16 protein-coding genes are annotated in these 14,955 nt (G+C 61.7%); 9 read left to right on the forward strand and 7 right to left on the reverse strand.

The window, feature by feature from the left end; translation table 11 throughout:
- The first annotated feature begins 97 nt into the window (after positions 1-97).
- The 4 genes from psrA to phnX all read left to right on the forward strand — a co-directional run bounded on the left by psrA (position 98) and on the right by phnX (position 4,403).
- Positions 98-1,189 carry an iron-containing alcohol dehydrogenase PsrA gene (gene psrA / locus HX805_RS05500; protein WP_003210343.1) on the forward strand — a complete coding sequence of 364 codons (1,092 nt, stop codon included), beginning with the start codon at positions 98-100 and terminating at the stop codon, positions 1,187-1,189.
- 93 nt (positions 1,190-1,282) lie between these two features.
- Complete coding sequence (locus tag HX805_RS05505; protein WP_003210345.1) at positions 1,283-2,578, forward strand: MFS transporter; 1,296 nt, start codon at positions 1,283-1,285, stop codon at positions 2,576-2,578.
- Between the two features lie 36 nt (positions 2,579-2,614).
- Entirely contained in the window at positions 2,615-3,487 is an 873-nt protein-coding gene (locus tag HX805_RS05510; protein ID WP_087695146.1) for a LysR substrate-binding domain-containing protein, read from the forward strand.
- 88 nt (positions 3,488-3,575) lie between these two features.
- The gene (gene phnX, locus HX805_RS05515) at positions 3,576-4,403 is read left to right on the forward strand and encodes a phosphonoacetaldehyde hydrolase (protein ID WP_003210349.1); all 828 of its coding nucleotides are present in this window, start codon (positions 3,576-3,578) and stop codon (positions 4,401-4,403) included.
- A gap of 39 nt (positions 4,404-4,442) precedes the next feature.
- Here the strand turns inward: phnX and HX805_RS05520 are convergent, their stop codons facing one another.
- Positions 4,443-5,408 carry an oxidoreductase gene (locus tag HX805_RS05520; RefSeq protein WP_177116674.1) on the reverse strand — a complete coding sequence of 322 codons (966 nt, stop codon included), beginning with the start codon at positions 5,406-5,408 and terminating at the stop codon, positions 4,443-4,445.
- Between the two features lie 79 nt (positions 5,409-5,487).
- On the opposite strand from HX805_RS05520, the gene HX805_RS05525 reads away from it, so the two are divergent.
- Positions 5,488-6,450 carry an AraC family transcriptional regulator gene (locus HX805_RS05525; RefSeq protein WP_256347040.1) on the forward strand — a complete coding sequence of 321 codons (963 nt, stop codon included), beginning with the start codon at positions 5,488-5,490 and terminating at the stop codon, positions 6,448-6,450.
- On the opposite strand, the gene HX805_RS05530 is transcribed toward HX805_RS05525, so the two are convergent.
- The 4 genes from HX805_RS05530 to HX805_RS05545 are packed head-to-tail and all read right to left on the reverse strand — an operon-like array spanning position 6,414 to position 8,253.
- The gene (locus tag HX805_RS05530) at positions 6,414-6,860 is read right to left on the reverse strand and encodes an NUDIX hydrolase (protein ID WP_177116675.1); all 447 of its coding nucleotides are present in this window, start codon (positions 6,858-6,860) and stop codon (positions 6,414-6,416) included. The two genes, HX805_RS05525 and HX805_RS05530, sit on opposite strands and share 37 nt — an antisense overlap.
- Before the next feature lie 30 nt (positions 6,861-6,890).
- Positions 6,891-7,274: a cytochrome c family protein gene (locus tag HX805_RS05535; protein ID WP_087695150.1), complete on the reverse strand. Its 384-nt coding sequence runs from the start codon at positions 7,272-7,274 to the stop codon at positions 6,891-6,893.
- Positions 7,271-7,705, reverse strand: a complete 435-nt coding sequence (locus HX805_RS05540) for a VOC family protein (RefSeq protein WP_087695151.1) — start codon at positions 7,703-7,705, stop codon at positions 7,271-7,273. The genes HX805_RS05535 and HX805_RS05540 overlap by 4 nt, the downstream gene beginning before the upstream one ends.
- A gap of 23 nt (positions 7,706-7,728) precedes the next feature.
- Complete coding sequence (locus HX805_RS05545; protein WP_177116676.1) at positions 7,729-8,253, reverse strand: GNAT family N-acetyltransferase; 525 nt, start codon at positions 8,251-8,253, stop codon at positions 7,729-7,731.
- Between the two features lie 124 nt (positions 8,254-8,377).
- On the opposite strand from HX805_RS05545, the gene HX805_RS05550 reads away from it, so the two are divergent.
- From HX805_RS05550 to HX805_RS05565, 4 genes are all read left to right on the forward strand, one after another.
- Positions 8,378-9,097, forward strand: a complete 720-nt coding sequence (locus tag HX805_RS05550) for an SDR family oxidoreductase (RefSeq protein ID WP_003210358.1) — start codon at positions 8,378-8,380, stop codon at positions 9,095-9,097.
- 142 nt (positions 9,098-9,239) lie between these two features.
- Positions 9,240-9,617 carry a response regulator gene (locus HX805_RS05555; protein WP_003210361.1) on the forward strand — a complete coding sequence of 126 codons (378 nt, stop codon included), beginning with the start codon at positions 9,240-9,242 and terminating at the stop codon, positions 9,615-9,617.
- Positions 9,618-9,718: 101 nt separating this feature from the next.
- Positions 9,719-10,333 carry a biliverdin-producing heme oxygenase gene (locus HX805_RS05560; RefSeq protein WP_003210363.1) on the forward strand — a complete coding sequence of 205 codons (615 nt, stop codon included), beginning with the start codon at positions 9,719-9,721 and terminating at the stop codon, positions 10,331-10,333.
- Positions 10,330-12,558, forward strand: coding sequence for an ATP-binding protein (locus tag HX805_RS05565; RefSeq protein WP_177116677.1), 2,229 nt, complete (start codon positions 10,330-10,332; stop codon positions 12,556-12,558). The genes HX805_RS05560 and HX805_RS05565 overlap by 4 nt, the downstream gene beginning before the upstream one ends.
- Before the next feature lie 360 nt (positions 12,559-12,918).
- On the opposite strand, the gene HX805_RS05570 is transcribed toward HX805_RS05565, so the two are convergent.
- Together HX805_RS05570 and HX805_RS05575 are read right to left on the reverse strand one after the other, a co-directional pair.
- Positions 12,919-14,238, reverse strand: a complete 1,320-nt coding sequence (locus HX805_RS05570; RefSeq protein WP_102368174.1) for an ATP-binding protein — start codon at positions 14,236-14,238, stop codon at positions 12,919-12,921.
- Positions 14,235-14,945, reverse strand: a complete 711-nt coding sequence (locus tag HX805_RS05575; RefSeq protein WP_023659139.1) for a response regulator — start codon at positions 14,943-14,945, stop codon at positions 14,235-14,237. Before HX805_RS05575 ends, HX805_RS05570 begins: the two co-directional genes overlap by 4 nt.
- Positions 14,946-14,955: the final 10 nt, after the last annotated feature.

Consider the following 14,955-nt stretch of genomic DNA (forward strand, 5'->3'; position numbering starts at 1 on the left):
GCCCAGCCAATCCATCCCCACAATCTATCGATTTGAGGTCCACCTCACCCTCCCCGACTATGGCGGCACTTCCAATAACAAAAACCAGGAACCCGCCATGACTGCCCGCTTCCACAACCCGGTAGACACCCGCTTCGGCTGGGGCTGCCTGCAAGAACTCGCCGCTCTTACCGAAGGCCAGAGCGTCGCCCTCGTGACCTTTCCCGAAGCCCGCGGGCTCGGTTTGGTAGACCGCATCCAGGCCCTGCTGGGCGAACGCCTGGTGTACGTCATCGAAGACGTACAGCCCAACCCTGACGTGGCCCAACTGCGCGACACCTACGAGCGTTTCTGGCTGCAGGCCGGTGACTGCCAGGTGGTGGTCGCCGTCGGCGGTGGCAGTGCAATTGATACGGCAAAGGCCTTGATCGTCGGCACAGATTCCGGGGATTTCGACGAGCTGCTGGCGTTGCTGGCCACCGGTAAACCTTTCGCGCCGGCCCGCCACAAGCTGTTGATTGCCGCACCGACCACCGCCGGCACCGGCAGCGAAGTCACGCCATGGGCGACGATCTGGGACTCCGCGAGCCTCAAGAAGTATTCGCTGCACCTGGACTGCACCTGGCCGACAGTCGCGATCATCGACCCGCAGTTGATGCTGACGGTGCCGGCCGGGGTCACGGTGTCCACCGGGCTGGATGCCTTGTCCCATGCGCTGGAATCGATCTGGAACGTCAACGCCAACCCGGTCTCGGACACCTTCGCCATCTCCGCCATCGAAGACATCCTGGAATGCCTGCCGCGCTTGCGGCGTGACCTCGGCAACCAGGAATTGCGCTCGCGCATGGCCTTGGCGGCGCTGAAAGCCGGCCTGGCTTTTTCCAACACCAAGACCGCCCTCGCCCACTCCATCTCTTATGAGATGACTCTGCACCACGGCCTGCCCCATGGCATCGCCTGTTCCTTCACTTTGCCGCTGGTACTGGGCCTGGCATGGGGGCACGACGCCGCGCGGGACCGCACCCTGCAACGGGTATTCGGCACCGACCTGCAGCAGGCCCAGGCGCAGTTGCGCGACTTCCTCCACAGCCTGGACGTGAAGACCGAATTTGCCGACTACGGCGTGAATGCCACCGAGGCCGAGGCGATGATCCGCTTCGCCCTGCAAGGCGCACGCGGCAAGAATTTCATCGGCGCGCAAGCGGCCTAGACTCACCGTAATTCGGTCGTTTCCTGTTGCACCTATCAAGAGTGCCCCCCTGCGGCTACGGTCGCCGGGGCGAATAACAATAAGGAAAACATCATGAATCGTGCACACGTGCTGCCTGTTCCTGCCGTCCGTACCTCATCGTTTCGCGTAGCCCAGTGGCGCATGCTGCTGGCGGCGATGTTTTGTTATCTGTTTTTCTACACCGGCCGCCAGACCTTCGGCTTTGCCATCCCCGGGATCCAGGCCGAGTTCGGCCTGACCAAGGAAACCCTAGGTTGGGCCTCCGCGGCGATGCTTTGGGCCTACGCGATTGGCCAGGCGATCAACGGCAACCTCGCCGACAAGTTCGGCGGCCGCCGCATCATGACCCTGGGCGCGGTGCTGTCCTGCGCGGCCAACTGGGTCACCAGTTTCGCCAGCGGCTTTGCCGGGCTGATCCTGCCGTGGGGCATCAACGGTTACTTCCAGGCCCTCGGCTGGGCACCCGGCAGCCGGCTGATTTCCAATTGGTGGAGCGCCGGCGAGCGCGGCAAGGTGTATGGCTTTTATGTGTTCGCGGCCGGGTGCGCCTCGGTCCTGTCGTACGTCACCTCCATCGTGGTGCTGGAAGTGTTCCAACTGGAATGGCGCTGGATCTTCCGCCTGCCGGTGCTGTTGATGTTGGCGGGCGGCATTATTTTCTACCTGGTGGCCCGCGAGCGGCCTCAAGACATGGGCTTCGAGCCCCTGGCCGATACTGGCGTGGCGAATGCCGAAGACAAGAATCATGAAGTGGCCCACGGCGAAGTCGAATCCTCGGCGCAGCGCTACAAGGCGGTGCTGAAAAATCCGCGGCTGATCATCGCCGCGATCTCCCTGGGTTTCCAGAACGCCGCCCGCTACGGCCTGATCGTCTGGGTGCCGGTGCACTTCCTCGGGGCCAACTGGAAAAGCGGCGACAGCATGATCGACCCCAAGTGGATCACCGTGGCCCTGCCGGTGGGCATGGCCATCGGCGCCCTGAGCAACGGCTGGGTCTCGGACAAGCTGTTCGGCTCCAAACGCTACCTGGCGATCATGCTCTACATGTTCCTCGGCGCCGCCACCAGCCTGTGGATGTGGAGTTTGCCGCCCCACAGCGCAATCGGCCTGGTAGCGTTGTTCCTCTGCGGGTTCTTCGTGTATGGCCCGGCGTCGAGTTTCTGGGCGCTGTGCCCGGACCTGGTCGGCGCCAAGCGTGCGGGTACGGCCACGGGCGTGATGAATTTCTCATCCTATCTGTTCGCCGGCCTGGCGGAACCGCTGATCGGCAGTATGCTCGACAGTACCGGCAATACCTCGCTGATCTTCATCGTCGTGACCTCGGCCTGCCTGTGCAGCGCAGCGGTGGCGTTGTTTATCCGACGTTGATGACCGGCCCGGCGGACCTCAGGAACAGGACTCGTTATGTACCAGTACCACAAGTGGCTGCGCTCGTTTCATGCGGTGGCGAAGACCGGCAGTTTCACCCTCGCCGCCGAATACCTGAGCGTCGGCCAGCCGACGGTCAGCGAGCAGGTCAACGGGCTGGAGAAGCAGTTCTCGGTGGAGCTGTTCCACCGTCGCGGGCGGTTTATCGAGATGAGTGCCGCCGGGCACGCCCTTTACGGGATCACCCAGGGGCTGTTCGGCCAGGAGGATGAAGCCATGCAACTGTTGCAGAGTTTCAAGCAGCGCAAGACCGGGCTGCTGCGCCTGGGCGCAGTGTCGCCGCCGATCGCGATGAACCTGACCTACGAGCTGATGCAGCGCCACCCGGACATCGAACTGGAAACCTCGTTTTCCCCGGAAAAGGAAACCCTGGACCGGCTCTTCAACTTCGATATCGACGTGGCGATCCTGGCACTTTCGGAGTTCGACCAGCGCTTCGATACCCAGCTGTACCGGCGCTATCCGATTATTGCGGTGGTGCGCGATGACCACCCGTGGGCCCGGCAGAAAGAGGTGCACGTGGAACAGATCAGCCGCGAAAAGTGGGTGATGCGCGAGAAAAGCTCACGCACCCGGCAACTGGTTGAAGAAAGCTGCAAGCGCCAGGGCATCGCCGTGAACTGCGTGATGCAGCTGAACAGTCGCGAAGCCATTGTGCACGCGATCACCAAGGGCATCGGCATCGGCTTTGTGTCTGCCGTGGAATACGCCGAAACCCCGGGCACCACGCCGATCACCTTCGTCGACCATCCGTTTTTCATCGACTACCACTTGTGTTGCCTGGGCATCCGCCGCAACCGACCGATGATCGCCGAGCTATTCGAGGCCAGCCCGATCCCGGCCACCTGATCGTCTTGACCGTTTAAACCCTCACCAGGCGCTTACCTCTTCTTTGAGAGAGGGACGGCCTGCTCACACCTGAAAATGGAGACTTGCCATGCACTACCAACAACCTTCCAAGCTGCAAGCCGTGGTCCTGGACTGGGCCGGCACCGTCGTCGACTTCGGTTCCTTCGCCCCCACGCAGATTTTTGTCGAGGCGTTCGGTGAGTTCGGCGTCGCCGTTTCCCTGGAGGAAGCCCGCGGCCCGATGGGCATGGGCAAGTGGGATCACATCCGCACCTTGTGCAACCTGCCGCAGATTGCCGAGCGTTATCGGGCGGTGTTTGATCGCTTGCCGACTGACGAGGATGTCACCGCACTGTATGAACGCTTCATGCCGTTGCAGATCGAGAAAATCGCGCTGCATTCGGCGGTCATTCCCGGCGCCCTTGAGGCGATCAACACCCTGCGCGGGCAGGGCTTGAAGATTGGCTCCTGCTCCGGGTACCCGGCGGTGGTGATGGCCAAGGTGGTCGAGCTGGCGCGACAGAACGGCTACGTCGCCGACCATGTGGTGGCGACCGACGAAGTGCCCAACGGGCGCCCGCATCCGGCGCAGGCACTGGCCAACGTGATTGCCCTGGGGGTCAGCGATGTGGCCGCGTGCGTGAAGGTCGACGACACCTGGCCGGGGATCCTGGAAGGCCGTAGCGCCGGCATGTGGACGGTGGCATTGACCTGTTCCGGCAACGCACTGGGTTTGACCTACGAGCAATACAAGGCGCTGCCTGCTGCTGAGCTGGCGCTGGAGCGTGCGCGCATTACACAGATGTTCGAGGGCTCGCGGCCGCATTACCTGATCGACACCATCGTCGAACTGCCGGCGGTGATCGACGATATCAATGCGCGTTTGGCGCGCGGAGAAACGCCGCAGGGTTCTTGATGGGCCGATGGGGTCAGTGAGCTGACCCCACACTGCGGCCTATCGCCCTGCGACAAGCTGCTCGCTAAGTATCCACAGCCGCTGCGCCAACCCGGTATCCACCGCCCACGGCCTGACACCCAACTGCTCTTCCGATTCCGCACTCACTGCCGCCGCCACATCACAGTTCTCGCAATAGACCCCGCCCATTCCCGCCAACTGCCCACTCACCGCGCACCACACACTGGTGGCCGCGCCTTGCTCCGGGGTTTTCATGTTCCGCTCAGGGTCGATCACCGGTTTCCCGTGCTCGTCGACATAGCCTGATGCCTGCAAGACTTCAGGCTTCATGTGCCGCACCAGATCGGTAATGATTCCACCGGGATGCACCGCAAAAGCCCTTACCCCACTCGCCGCACCGAGCGTATCCAGATGCACGGCGAACAGCGCATTGGCAGTCTTGGACTGACCGTAGGCCCTCCATGGATCGTAGGCCTGGCGCTCGAAATTCCAGTCGTCAAAGTCGACGGCGCCGTGCACATGCCCCCGTGAGGACAGCGTCACCACCCGTGCACCTTCGGCGCGCTGCAAGGCCGGCCACAAGCGCTGGGTAAGCAGGAAATGCCCGAGATGGTTGGTCGCAAACTGAGATTCGTAGCCCTGGGCATTGCGGCTCAGCGGCGGCGCCATGATGCCCGCGTTATTGATCAGCAGGTGCAGCGGGCAGCCTGTCGCCAGAAAGCGCTCGGCAAACTGTTCGATGGACTGGGCGTCCATCAAGTCCAGGGGTTCAAGTTGCAGCTGTGGGTAAGGTTTGAGGACGGCGCGTGCCTTGGCCAGGTCACGGGCCGGGACGATCACGCGGGCGCCCGCGGCAGCCAGGGTACGGGCGGTGACCAGGCCAATGCCGGAGTAGCCGCCCGTGACAATCGCCACCTTGCCCGAGAGATCGACGCCCCGGATGACTTCGGCGGCGGTGGTTGCTGCTCCATAGCCGCTGTGGATCGGTTTTTGTACTGTGGGCATGACAGAGTCTCCATTGGACGTGTGGTTAACACGCTACCCCTCGAAAGCCGTACTCTGAATACTCGATTATCCCATTTACATGCGTAAAAGTACGAATATGCCCAGCGACCCGTTTTCCGAGATTCTCACGTTCGTGAATGCCCAATCGGTTATGACCGGCGGCTTCAGCGCGGGCGGCGCCTGGGCCCTGCGTTTTCCCGCGCCGGACAAGATCAAGTTTTTCGGGGTGGTGAAGGGGCAGTGCTGGTTGTGGATGGATGGCGAACTGGCGCCGGTGTTGATTGAGGCGGGCGATGTGTTCCTGCTGTGTGCGCAACGCTCGTTTGTGCTTGCAGGCGATGTGTCGGTCGCGCCTTTGGAAGCGCGGCAATTATTCGCTGACGCCGGCCGCTTCCCGCAAATCGGTGACGGCCAGGGCTGTGTGCAAATCGGCGGCTACGTGCAACTGGACCCGGAGAGTGGCGGCCTGCTGGCCAACGCGCTGCCGCCCCTGATCCACGTGCGGGCCACGTCGCCGCAAGCGACAATCGTGCAATGGCTACTCGGCCAGTTGGCACATGAGGGGCAAGCCAATTTGCTCGGGGCAAGCTTGGCGTCGGCGCAACTGGCGCAGTTGATGTTTATCCAGATCCTGCGGGCCTATGTCGAGACCTCGGGCGTATTACCCGAAGGCTGGCTGCGCACGGTCAGCGACAAGCGCCTGGCCCCCGCGCTGCGCTTGATACACAGCGAGCCGGGGCGTGCCTGGACACTCGAAGACCTGGCTACGGCGGCTGCGATGTCGCGCACCACCTTTTCGCACTACTTCAAGAGCGTTGCCGGGGTACCACCGTTGGCGTACCTGACCGAGTGGCGCATGCGCCTTGCGCAACGAGCGTTGCGCGAGGGGAATCTGTCAGTGGGCGTGTTAGCGCAGTCGTTGGGGTACGGTTCTGAAAGTGCGTTCAGCAACGCCTTCAAGCGAGTGACAGGAAAGGCCCCGAGGCATTATCGGGACGCGTGCCGTCAATCCAGTAGCGCGGCGCCCTTGAGCAGCGCGTAAAGCCCTTCCGGTACCAGTGGCGACTGCGCGGTGAAGCTTGAGCTGCCCTTCCAACTCACCTTGAACGCAAAACCGTTGCTTTCAGCACCGTCAAGATACGGCTGCTCGTATAGGCTCTGATCCGCAAATTGACCATCGTAGACCTGGACGATCTCGTGTCCGGGGTGGCCGTCGTAGGTAAAGATGCTTTCAAGCGTGCCGAGCAGGCGCAGGCTGTGAATCGGCTGCGCCAGTTCCTCCTGGACTTCTCGCACGATGGCCTCGGCGCTGCGTTCACCGAATTCGATGCCGCCACCGATGGGGCGAAAGACTGTCTGCTGTTTCACCGCATCCTGGAATTCGTGAACCAGAATTCGACCGTTGCGGTGAAAGATACAAAGGGCAAGCGCCCGGATACGCGGTGCGACCATGGAGTGAAATCCTTGTCTTGGGATCGGTGTTTATTGCGCCTGAAATGTCGCAAGGTACGCCAGCAAGTTGTCGATTTTCTCCTGATCGCTGATCCCCCAGAAAATCATCCGGGTGCCGCTCACCACCTTTTTCGGCGCCTCGATATAGGCGGCCAGCTTGTCCCGCGTCCAGACCACGCCTGAATTTTTCATCGCATCTGAATACTGATAGTCAGTGGTGGTGCCAGCCGGTCGACCAATGATGCCGTTGAGTTGCGGCCCGAAACCGCCCCGTGCATTTTCGCCGACGCTATGGCAACCGCCACAGGTTTTGCTGAACAGCTTTTCACCGGCTTGGGCATCGCCTTCTGCGAGAGCCTGGAGACTGAAGGCCCCACCGATCAAGGCAATGGCCAGTAAAGCGGCGTATTTCATGAATGAGTCCCCACAGGTCGTTCGCCCAACCGCTGCACCAGACGCACCAGGTAGCCGTCCGGGTCTTGCACGATGAACTGCCGCTGCCCCGCTTCCACCTCACCCGCCCGGTACCAAGCGTCCTCAACGTCGCGGAACAGCGGCCAGCCGATGGCAGCCAGACGCTGCAGAACAGGCGCCACGGCAGGCACATCGATTTGCAGGTTAATGCCTCGTCCCAAGGGTTTTTCCAAGGGTGCGGTCAGCCACTGGCCGGCATCCGGATCGTATTGCTCCAGCATGATTTGCGCGCCTTGCAGGTCGAGGTAGGCAAAGCCTTCTTCGGAGCGCTGATAACCAATGTCGAATCCCAACTGGGTGACCCAGAAGTCGAGGCTGCTCGTGAGGGCCGTCACGATGAGTTCGGGGACGAGGGGGTTTCGGATAAACATGAGAATCCTTGGGGTGCCTTTACTTAACGCGCTACGACCTGCCATGACATGGCACAGCGACTGCCCGGCGCAAAACCGTGACGATACTCCTCACGCAGAGCCTCTGCCAAACGATGATCCGGCGCCAGCGAATGTGCTTGCTCAAATCCCAGCCGCTGATAAAACGGGCTGTTCCAGGGCACGTCGCAAAATGTGGTCAAGGTGACTGCCCGCAACCGGCGCGAGCGAGCCTCATTCATCACGGCCTCAAGCAATTGCCGCCCTGCGCCACGGCCCTGCATGACCTGCGCCACCGACAGTTCATGGATGTGCAGGTCGTCATCAAGCATCTGTGCACTGAGAAAACCCTGGACCTGGCCAGCAGCATCCACCGCCACCCAACACGTACCCAACGCGATCAACTGCAGATGACGTTCAACACTCATGACCTCGGCATCGGCCAGCCAGCTCAAGGATTCGATCGCACGAAAGGACTGGGCCGCACTGCGCTCTATTGCAGGTAAACACACTGCGTCGGGTGCGGCGGCAAGTCGGATAACAGTCAGCATGAGGCAACCCGGGATCGTTGAAACACCTGAGATTAACATCTGGAAACAGCCACTCAATTGATATCACCCCACCACTCTGCTTGCATGCCCGCTCCTCTCGGCACAGCGGTTCAGGAGACAAGCGATGAAAACCATGGTGGTCGGTGCAAGCAAAGGATTGGGCAGGGCCTTGATGGAAGGGCTGGGCGGGGTTGGGGATACGCTGATCGGGGTGTCCCGCAGTCGCCCTGATCCCTTGATGTGCAGCACTGGCGCCGAGGTGCGCTGGGTGGAAGCAGACCTTGGCATGCCTGGCCAAGCGGCGCACGTCATCGAGCAGGCGGTGGCGGCAGGCGGGCTGGACACACTGATCTATAACCTGGGCATCTGGGAGGCGCGGGCGTTTGATCCGGCGTACAGCTTTCTCACCGACGAGGACACGCAACTGGAAGCCATCGTCAGTTGCAACATCACCGCACCGCTGTTGTTGATCAAGCGGCTGCTGCCGGTGTTATTGAAGAGCCCTCAGCCGCGCATCATCCTCACCGGCTCGACCTCGGGACTGCCCCAGAGCGGCCGGCCCGAAGTGGCGTTCGGCGCCTCGAAATTCGCCTTGCGCGGCATCGCCGATGCGCTGCGTGAAGGCTATCGCCAGCAACGCCTGGGTGTCACTTGCCTGAACCTGGGCTATCTGAATACCGAAGATTCCTTGAGCACCTCACGCACCCAGGCCGAACAGCGCGGTGAGGGCCAATTGATTCCGGTGCATGACGTGGTGCAGGTGGTGCGTATGGTCTTGAGCCTGTCCGGCGCCAGTTTCGTCAAGGAGCTGACATTGCCGGCGCTGCTGGATGAACGCTTCTAGCAGGTTTCGCCAGTGGAGCGCCCTGCCCTGACGCAATTCAAAGGCAACCAAATGACCACCCATCGCAAAAAAAACATCCAATCGAACCTATTCAACGGCGCCCCACTCCACCTTACTTAACCCGGATGGTGGAGTAAGGATCATGGCTCAGCCATCGATATTGGTGCTGGAAGACGACGAAATCATTCGCTCGTTGATGGTAGATGTACTGGAGGATTTCGGCGCGGTGGTGACCTCGTTCCCGTCCGCAGACGAAGGAATGATTTTTCTTGAACGGGCCAGTGATCCGGTAGACTTGATTGTCAGCGATATCCAGATGCCCGGCCTGCTCAATGGCTACGACTTGAGCAAGGTGGTCGCCCATCGCTGGCCGACGCTGCCGGTGGTGCTGACCTCGGGCAACACCGCAATGGCCTCGCAGTTGGGCAGCACCGTGCGGTTCCTGCCCAAGCCATGGACCACCAAGCGCCTGATCGACTGCGTGCAGTCGGCCCTGGTGCAGGGTTCGCCCATGCACTGATAGCATCGCGATATCAGCCAAGGCGAACTTCACGGCGACTCCTGCGGTCAGTTATTAAGCAACCTTACATGGCCAGCAGGCCCCCAGTTCGAGTTTACTGAATGCATTCACAGGCCCATGACGTTAGTGCGCCCCCTGTACTTGAAGCCCTGCGCTCGGGTACCGCTTTACTGCACGTCGCCCTGGAAAAGCGCTTGCCGTTTTTCTCCCCGCAGCTCGATCACACTCGGTATAAACGCCTGCTCCAGGCCTATTACGGGTTCTACAACCCTCTGGAAACGACGCTGAACGACAGCGGCTTGATCCCCGTGGGGTTTGATCAGATGCTGCGTCGCAAAACTCCCACCTTGCTGACGGATCTTCACGCCCTGGGCCTGGACGCCCGAGCCATCGCCGCCCTTCCCCATTGCATGTCGCTACCGCTCCTCGACACGCCGGCCGCCTGCCTGGGCGCGCTGTATGTGTTGGAAGGTGCCACCCTGGGCGGGCAGATCCTGCGCCGGGAAATGGCCCAGCGCCTGGGACTGGATGCCGACAACGGCGGCGCGTTTCTCAACGTGTACGGCGCCGAAACCGGTCGGCGCTGGAAAGACTTTCTCGACTACCTGAGCCATGTGCCCCTCGATGCGCACGCCAAACTGCGCGCCGTGAACGCGGCCCGCTCGACATTCAGCTGCTTTGAGCAATGGCTCGACAGCCAGGAGGTACTGCTATGAAACCCGAAGATTTTGAAGAGTTGCTTGCCAACTGTGCAGACGAACCCATCCGCTTCCCGGGGGCCATCCAGCCCCACGGTGCGCTGCTGACCCTGTCCGAGCCGGACCTGCATATCGTGCAGGTGAGCGCCAACGTAGCCGAACTGTTCAACCACTCACCGGAATCCCTGCTGGGCCAGCCGCTGCACACATTGATCGGCATTGAACATGCCGAAGCCGTCCGGGCCATGGTCACGCAAAACAGCTTTTTCGACGCCGCACCGCTGCACATGACCCTCAACGGCGCCGAGTTCGAAGGCTTGCTGCACCGCCATCAGGATGTACTGGTGCTGGAGTTCGAACCACGGCTCAAGGACTTCCAGCCGCGGGCACTCAATGGCCGGACCAGCAACCTGGGCAAGATGCTGCAACGCCTGCAGGCGGCGAAAACCCTGCAAGCCTTGTATGAAATCAGCGTCAACGAAATCCAGGCCATGACCGGCTACGACCGGGTGCTGATTTATCGTTTCGAAGAGGAAGGCCACGGCCAGGTGATCGCCGAAGCGTCCGCCCCGTCGATGGAATTGTTCAACGGCCTGTTCTTCCCGGCGTCTGACATCCCCGAACAAGCCCGGGAGCTGTACCGCACCAATTGGCTGCGGATCATCCCCAATGCCGATTACGAGGCAGTGCCGCTGGTGCCCAGGTTGCGCCCGGACACCGGCCAGCCCCTGGACCTGAGCTTCGCCACCCTGCGCAGCGTGTCGCCGATTCACTGCCAGTACATGAAAAACATGGGGGTGCTGTCGTCCATGAGCATCTCCCTGATGGCGGGCGACAAACTCTGGGGCCTGATCAGTTGCGGCAACCGCCAGCCGCTGCTGGTGCCCAATGATTTGCGCACCGCGTGCCAGACCATCGGCCAGGTGCTGTCGTTGCAGATCAGCGCCATGGAGGCCCTGGACCTAAGCCGCCAGCGCGAAGAAAAAGTCGAGGCCCTGGCCTTGCTCAGCCAGGCCATGCAGGCCTCGCCCGCAAACGTCTTCGATGGCCTGGCGCAGCGTCCGCAATTGCTGATGGACCTGACCCTCGCAGGCGGTGTGGCGATCATCGAAGACAAGCAACTGCACCGTTACGGCAATTGCCCGGAACCCGCGCAGATTCGCGCCCTGCACAAGTGGCTGCAAGAGGCCGGGCAGCCGGTGTTTGCCAGCCATAACCTGGCCTCGGTTTACCCGCCGGCGGCTGAATACCAGCACGTAGCCAGTGGCGTGCTGGCCATGAGCTTGCCCAAGCCGGTGGACAACGGCGTGTTGTGGTTTCGTCCCGAAGTGAAGGAAAACATCAACTGGAGCGGCGACCCGAACAAACCCCTGGACCTGGAAAGCACCGACGCGGGCCTGCACCTTCGCCCACGCACCTCGTTTGAAATCTGGAAGGTGGAGATGGCCGGCATTTCCACCAAATGGAGCCACGGTGACCGCTTCGCCGCCAACGACCTGCGCCGCTCGGCCCTGGAAAATGACCTGGCCCGCCAGGTGCTGCGTGAACAACAGGCGGTGCGCGCCCGGGATGAACTGGTGGCGGTGGTTTCCCACGACCTGCGCAACCCGATGACGGTGATCTCGATGCTCTGCGGCATGATGCAAAAGGCCTTCAGTTCCGATGGCCCACACACCTCGCGACGGATTTCCTCGGCCATCGATACCATGCAACAAGCCGCCGGGCGCATGAATGTGCTGCTGGAAGATTTGCTCGACACCTCGAAGATCGAAGCCGGGCGCTACACCGTCAAGCCGGTGGCCCTGGACGTGAGCCAGATGTTCGAGGAGGCCTATTCACTGCTCGCGCCCCTGGCGATGGAAAAGGGCATCGACCTGTCCTTCAATGCCGAACCCGGGCTGCAAATCCATGCCGACCCGGAACGGTTGTTCCAGGTGCTGTCGAACCTGATCGGCAACGCCATCAAGTTCACCCCGCGCCAGGGCAATATCGGCATCAGTGCGTTGAGCAATGGCGAAGAGATCGTGTTTTCGGTGCGTGACTCCGGCGAAGGGATCGCCCCTGATCAGTTGCCTCACGTGTTTGATCGCTACTGGACGCAAACCGAAAACAATCCCACCGGCAGCGGCCTGGGCCTGTACATCACCCAAGGCATCGTGCAGGCCCACGGCGGGCGGATCGAGGCTGAGAGTGAGTTGGGGCGAGGCAGCGAATTTCGGTTTACGGTGCCCAAGCCGGCTTGAAACGGCGCCTCATCGAGACGGCGAAGCATATGGAAACCCAAAGGCCCGGAACGCCGGACCGGGCCAGGGCCACTGATCAGGACGCACTCAAAGGGAGGTGAATGCGCACACTTCACGTCCTTTCTAATGAGAGCCAACATCTATGTCCTTTCCAATCATTGGCAGCGCTTTCCATATCCAATCCTTCAATCAACCCACTCATTCGCCTCAAGCCACTCAACCCGTCCAACCTGTTCAGCCGGCCCTCAAACCAAACGATGAGCCCTCGCGTAGCAGCTCCAACCAGCAAATTTTTCAGTCGAATAGCGGTAATCTGACTGATCTGGGAAAAGGCAATTTGCCGTGAGGGTTTAAGCCTTCCTAAACCGGCAACACCACCACGGCGGCCAACCCGCCACACGGGCGATTCTCCAACGTCAGCGTTCCACCGTGTTCCAGGACAATCGCCCGTGCCGTGGAAAGGCCCAAACCGACCCCGCCGGTACTTTTATTGCGTGAGCCTTCCAGCCGAAAGAACGGCAGGAACACCTGCTCATGCTGCTCCTGCGGGATGCCCGGGCCACGGTCCAGTACCCGTATCGTCACCACGCCCGGACTCTGTTGCAGTTCGATTTCCGGCGCCCGCCCGTAGTGGATCGCATTGTCCATCAGGTTGGTCATCACTCGCTTGAGCCCCAGCGGGCGACCGAAATACACCAGCCGTGGCGGGCCATTGAAGGTGATGTCGATGGACTGGTCGCGGTAATCGTCAATCAGCGTTTGCAGCAACTCAGCGAGGTCAAGTTGGGTAGCCTGTTCCAGACGCGCATCGTCGCGAAAGAATTCCAGCGCGGTGTTGATCATCGCCTGCATCTCGTCGACATCCCGGAACAGGCGGTGCTGCTGGTCGGCATCTTCGATGAATTCCCCCCGCAGGCGCAGGCGGGTCAGCGGCGCACGCAGGTCATGGGAAATCGCGGCGAGCATCTGGGTGCGGTCCTGGATGAAGTGCTGCAACTGCGCCTGCATGCCGTTGAACGCGAGAATCGCCTGGCGGATTTCCTGGGGGCCGACCGGCTCGATAGGCGGCGCACGAAAGTCGGCGCCGAAACGTCGCACACCCTGGGCGAAATACTGCAGCGGCCGGGCCAGGCGCCGGGTGGCGATCAGCGTGACCAGCGCGGTGGAAATCAGTACCAGCATCAGCACGATCAGGCTTCGCGGGCCTTCCGCCAGGCCCCAGCTGCGCGACGGCGCGCTGAACATCAGCCAGGATTCATCCACCAGTTGCACCACCAGCGCATAGCGCCCGCCGGGGCCAGGCCAGTCGGACGGTTCGTAGGCTTCCATTCGCCGCTCCGGCCCCTTGAGCAGCTGCTTGAACACCTGGTCGGAGTGAAACCCCGGGTCTTCCAGAACCGGCACATCAATGCCTGTGCGGGTGGCCGACCAACTCACATTGAAGCTGTCATCGGCCACTGCCCGAGTCAGTTGGGCGCGCTGGGACGGCTCTGCCGCTTCGATCATCCGCACGATCACCGCGACCTTCTCCAACAGGCCGGTTTCACCCAACGGCGGCCTGGCCCAAACGCCAGCCAGTTGCACAAACAGCGCATTGAAGGCCAGCGCTGTGAGCATCGCAATCAGGATGGTCAGGGCAATCCAGCGGGCCACGGTGTCCCGAGGTTTGAAGCGGCTCATGAGCGGGTCACCGCGACGGTGAACTGGTAACCACCGTTGCGCACGGTACGAATCATCGCCGGGCGCTTGGTGTCGAACTCCAGCTTGCGTCGCAGGCGGCTGACCTGCACGTCGATGCTGCGGTCGAACGCGTCGTGGCTATGGCCCCGCGCCAGGTTCAGCAATTGCTCGCGGGTGAGCACGCGCTGCGGGTGTTCGACGAACACCAGCAGCAGGTCGAACTCCCCGGACGACAACGGGATCATCACCTGGTCCGGCGAGCGCAACTCACGGCGCGTCAGGTCCAGTTGCCAGCCGGCGAAACGAATCAGCGGGCGCGACACGTCGCCCAACGTCGGCCGGTTTTCACCCGCCCGACGCAGTACGGCGCGCACCCGGGCAAGTAATTCACGGGCATCGAAAGGTTTGCTCAGGTAATCATCGGCGCCCATTTCCAGGCCCACCACGCGATCACTCAGTTCGCCCATGGCGGTCAGCATGATCACCGGTGTTGCGTATTGCTGGCGCAGGCGCTGGCACAGCAACAGGCCGTTATCCCCCGGCAGCATCAGGTCGAGGATGATCAGGTCGGCAGGTGTGCGCTCCATGGCCGCCCACAGCTCGGCGCCATTGGCGGCGGTCTCGACCGTGTAGCCATGTTGCAGGAAGAATTTCTTCAGCAGGGCGAGGACCTCGAGGTCATCGTCCACGATTAAAAGATGGCTCACCGATGGGCAT

The organism is Pseudomonas sp. G5001 (genome assembly GCF_013385475.1).
Taxonomy (GTDB): domain Bacteria; phylum Pseudomonadota; class Gammaproteobacteria; order Pseudomonadales; family Pseudomonadaceae; genus Aquipseudomonas.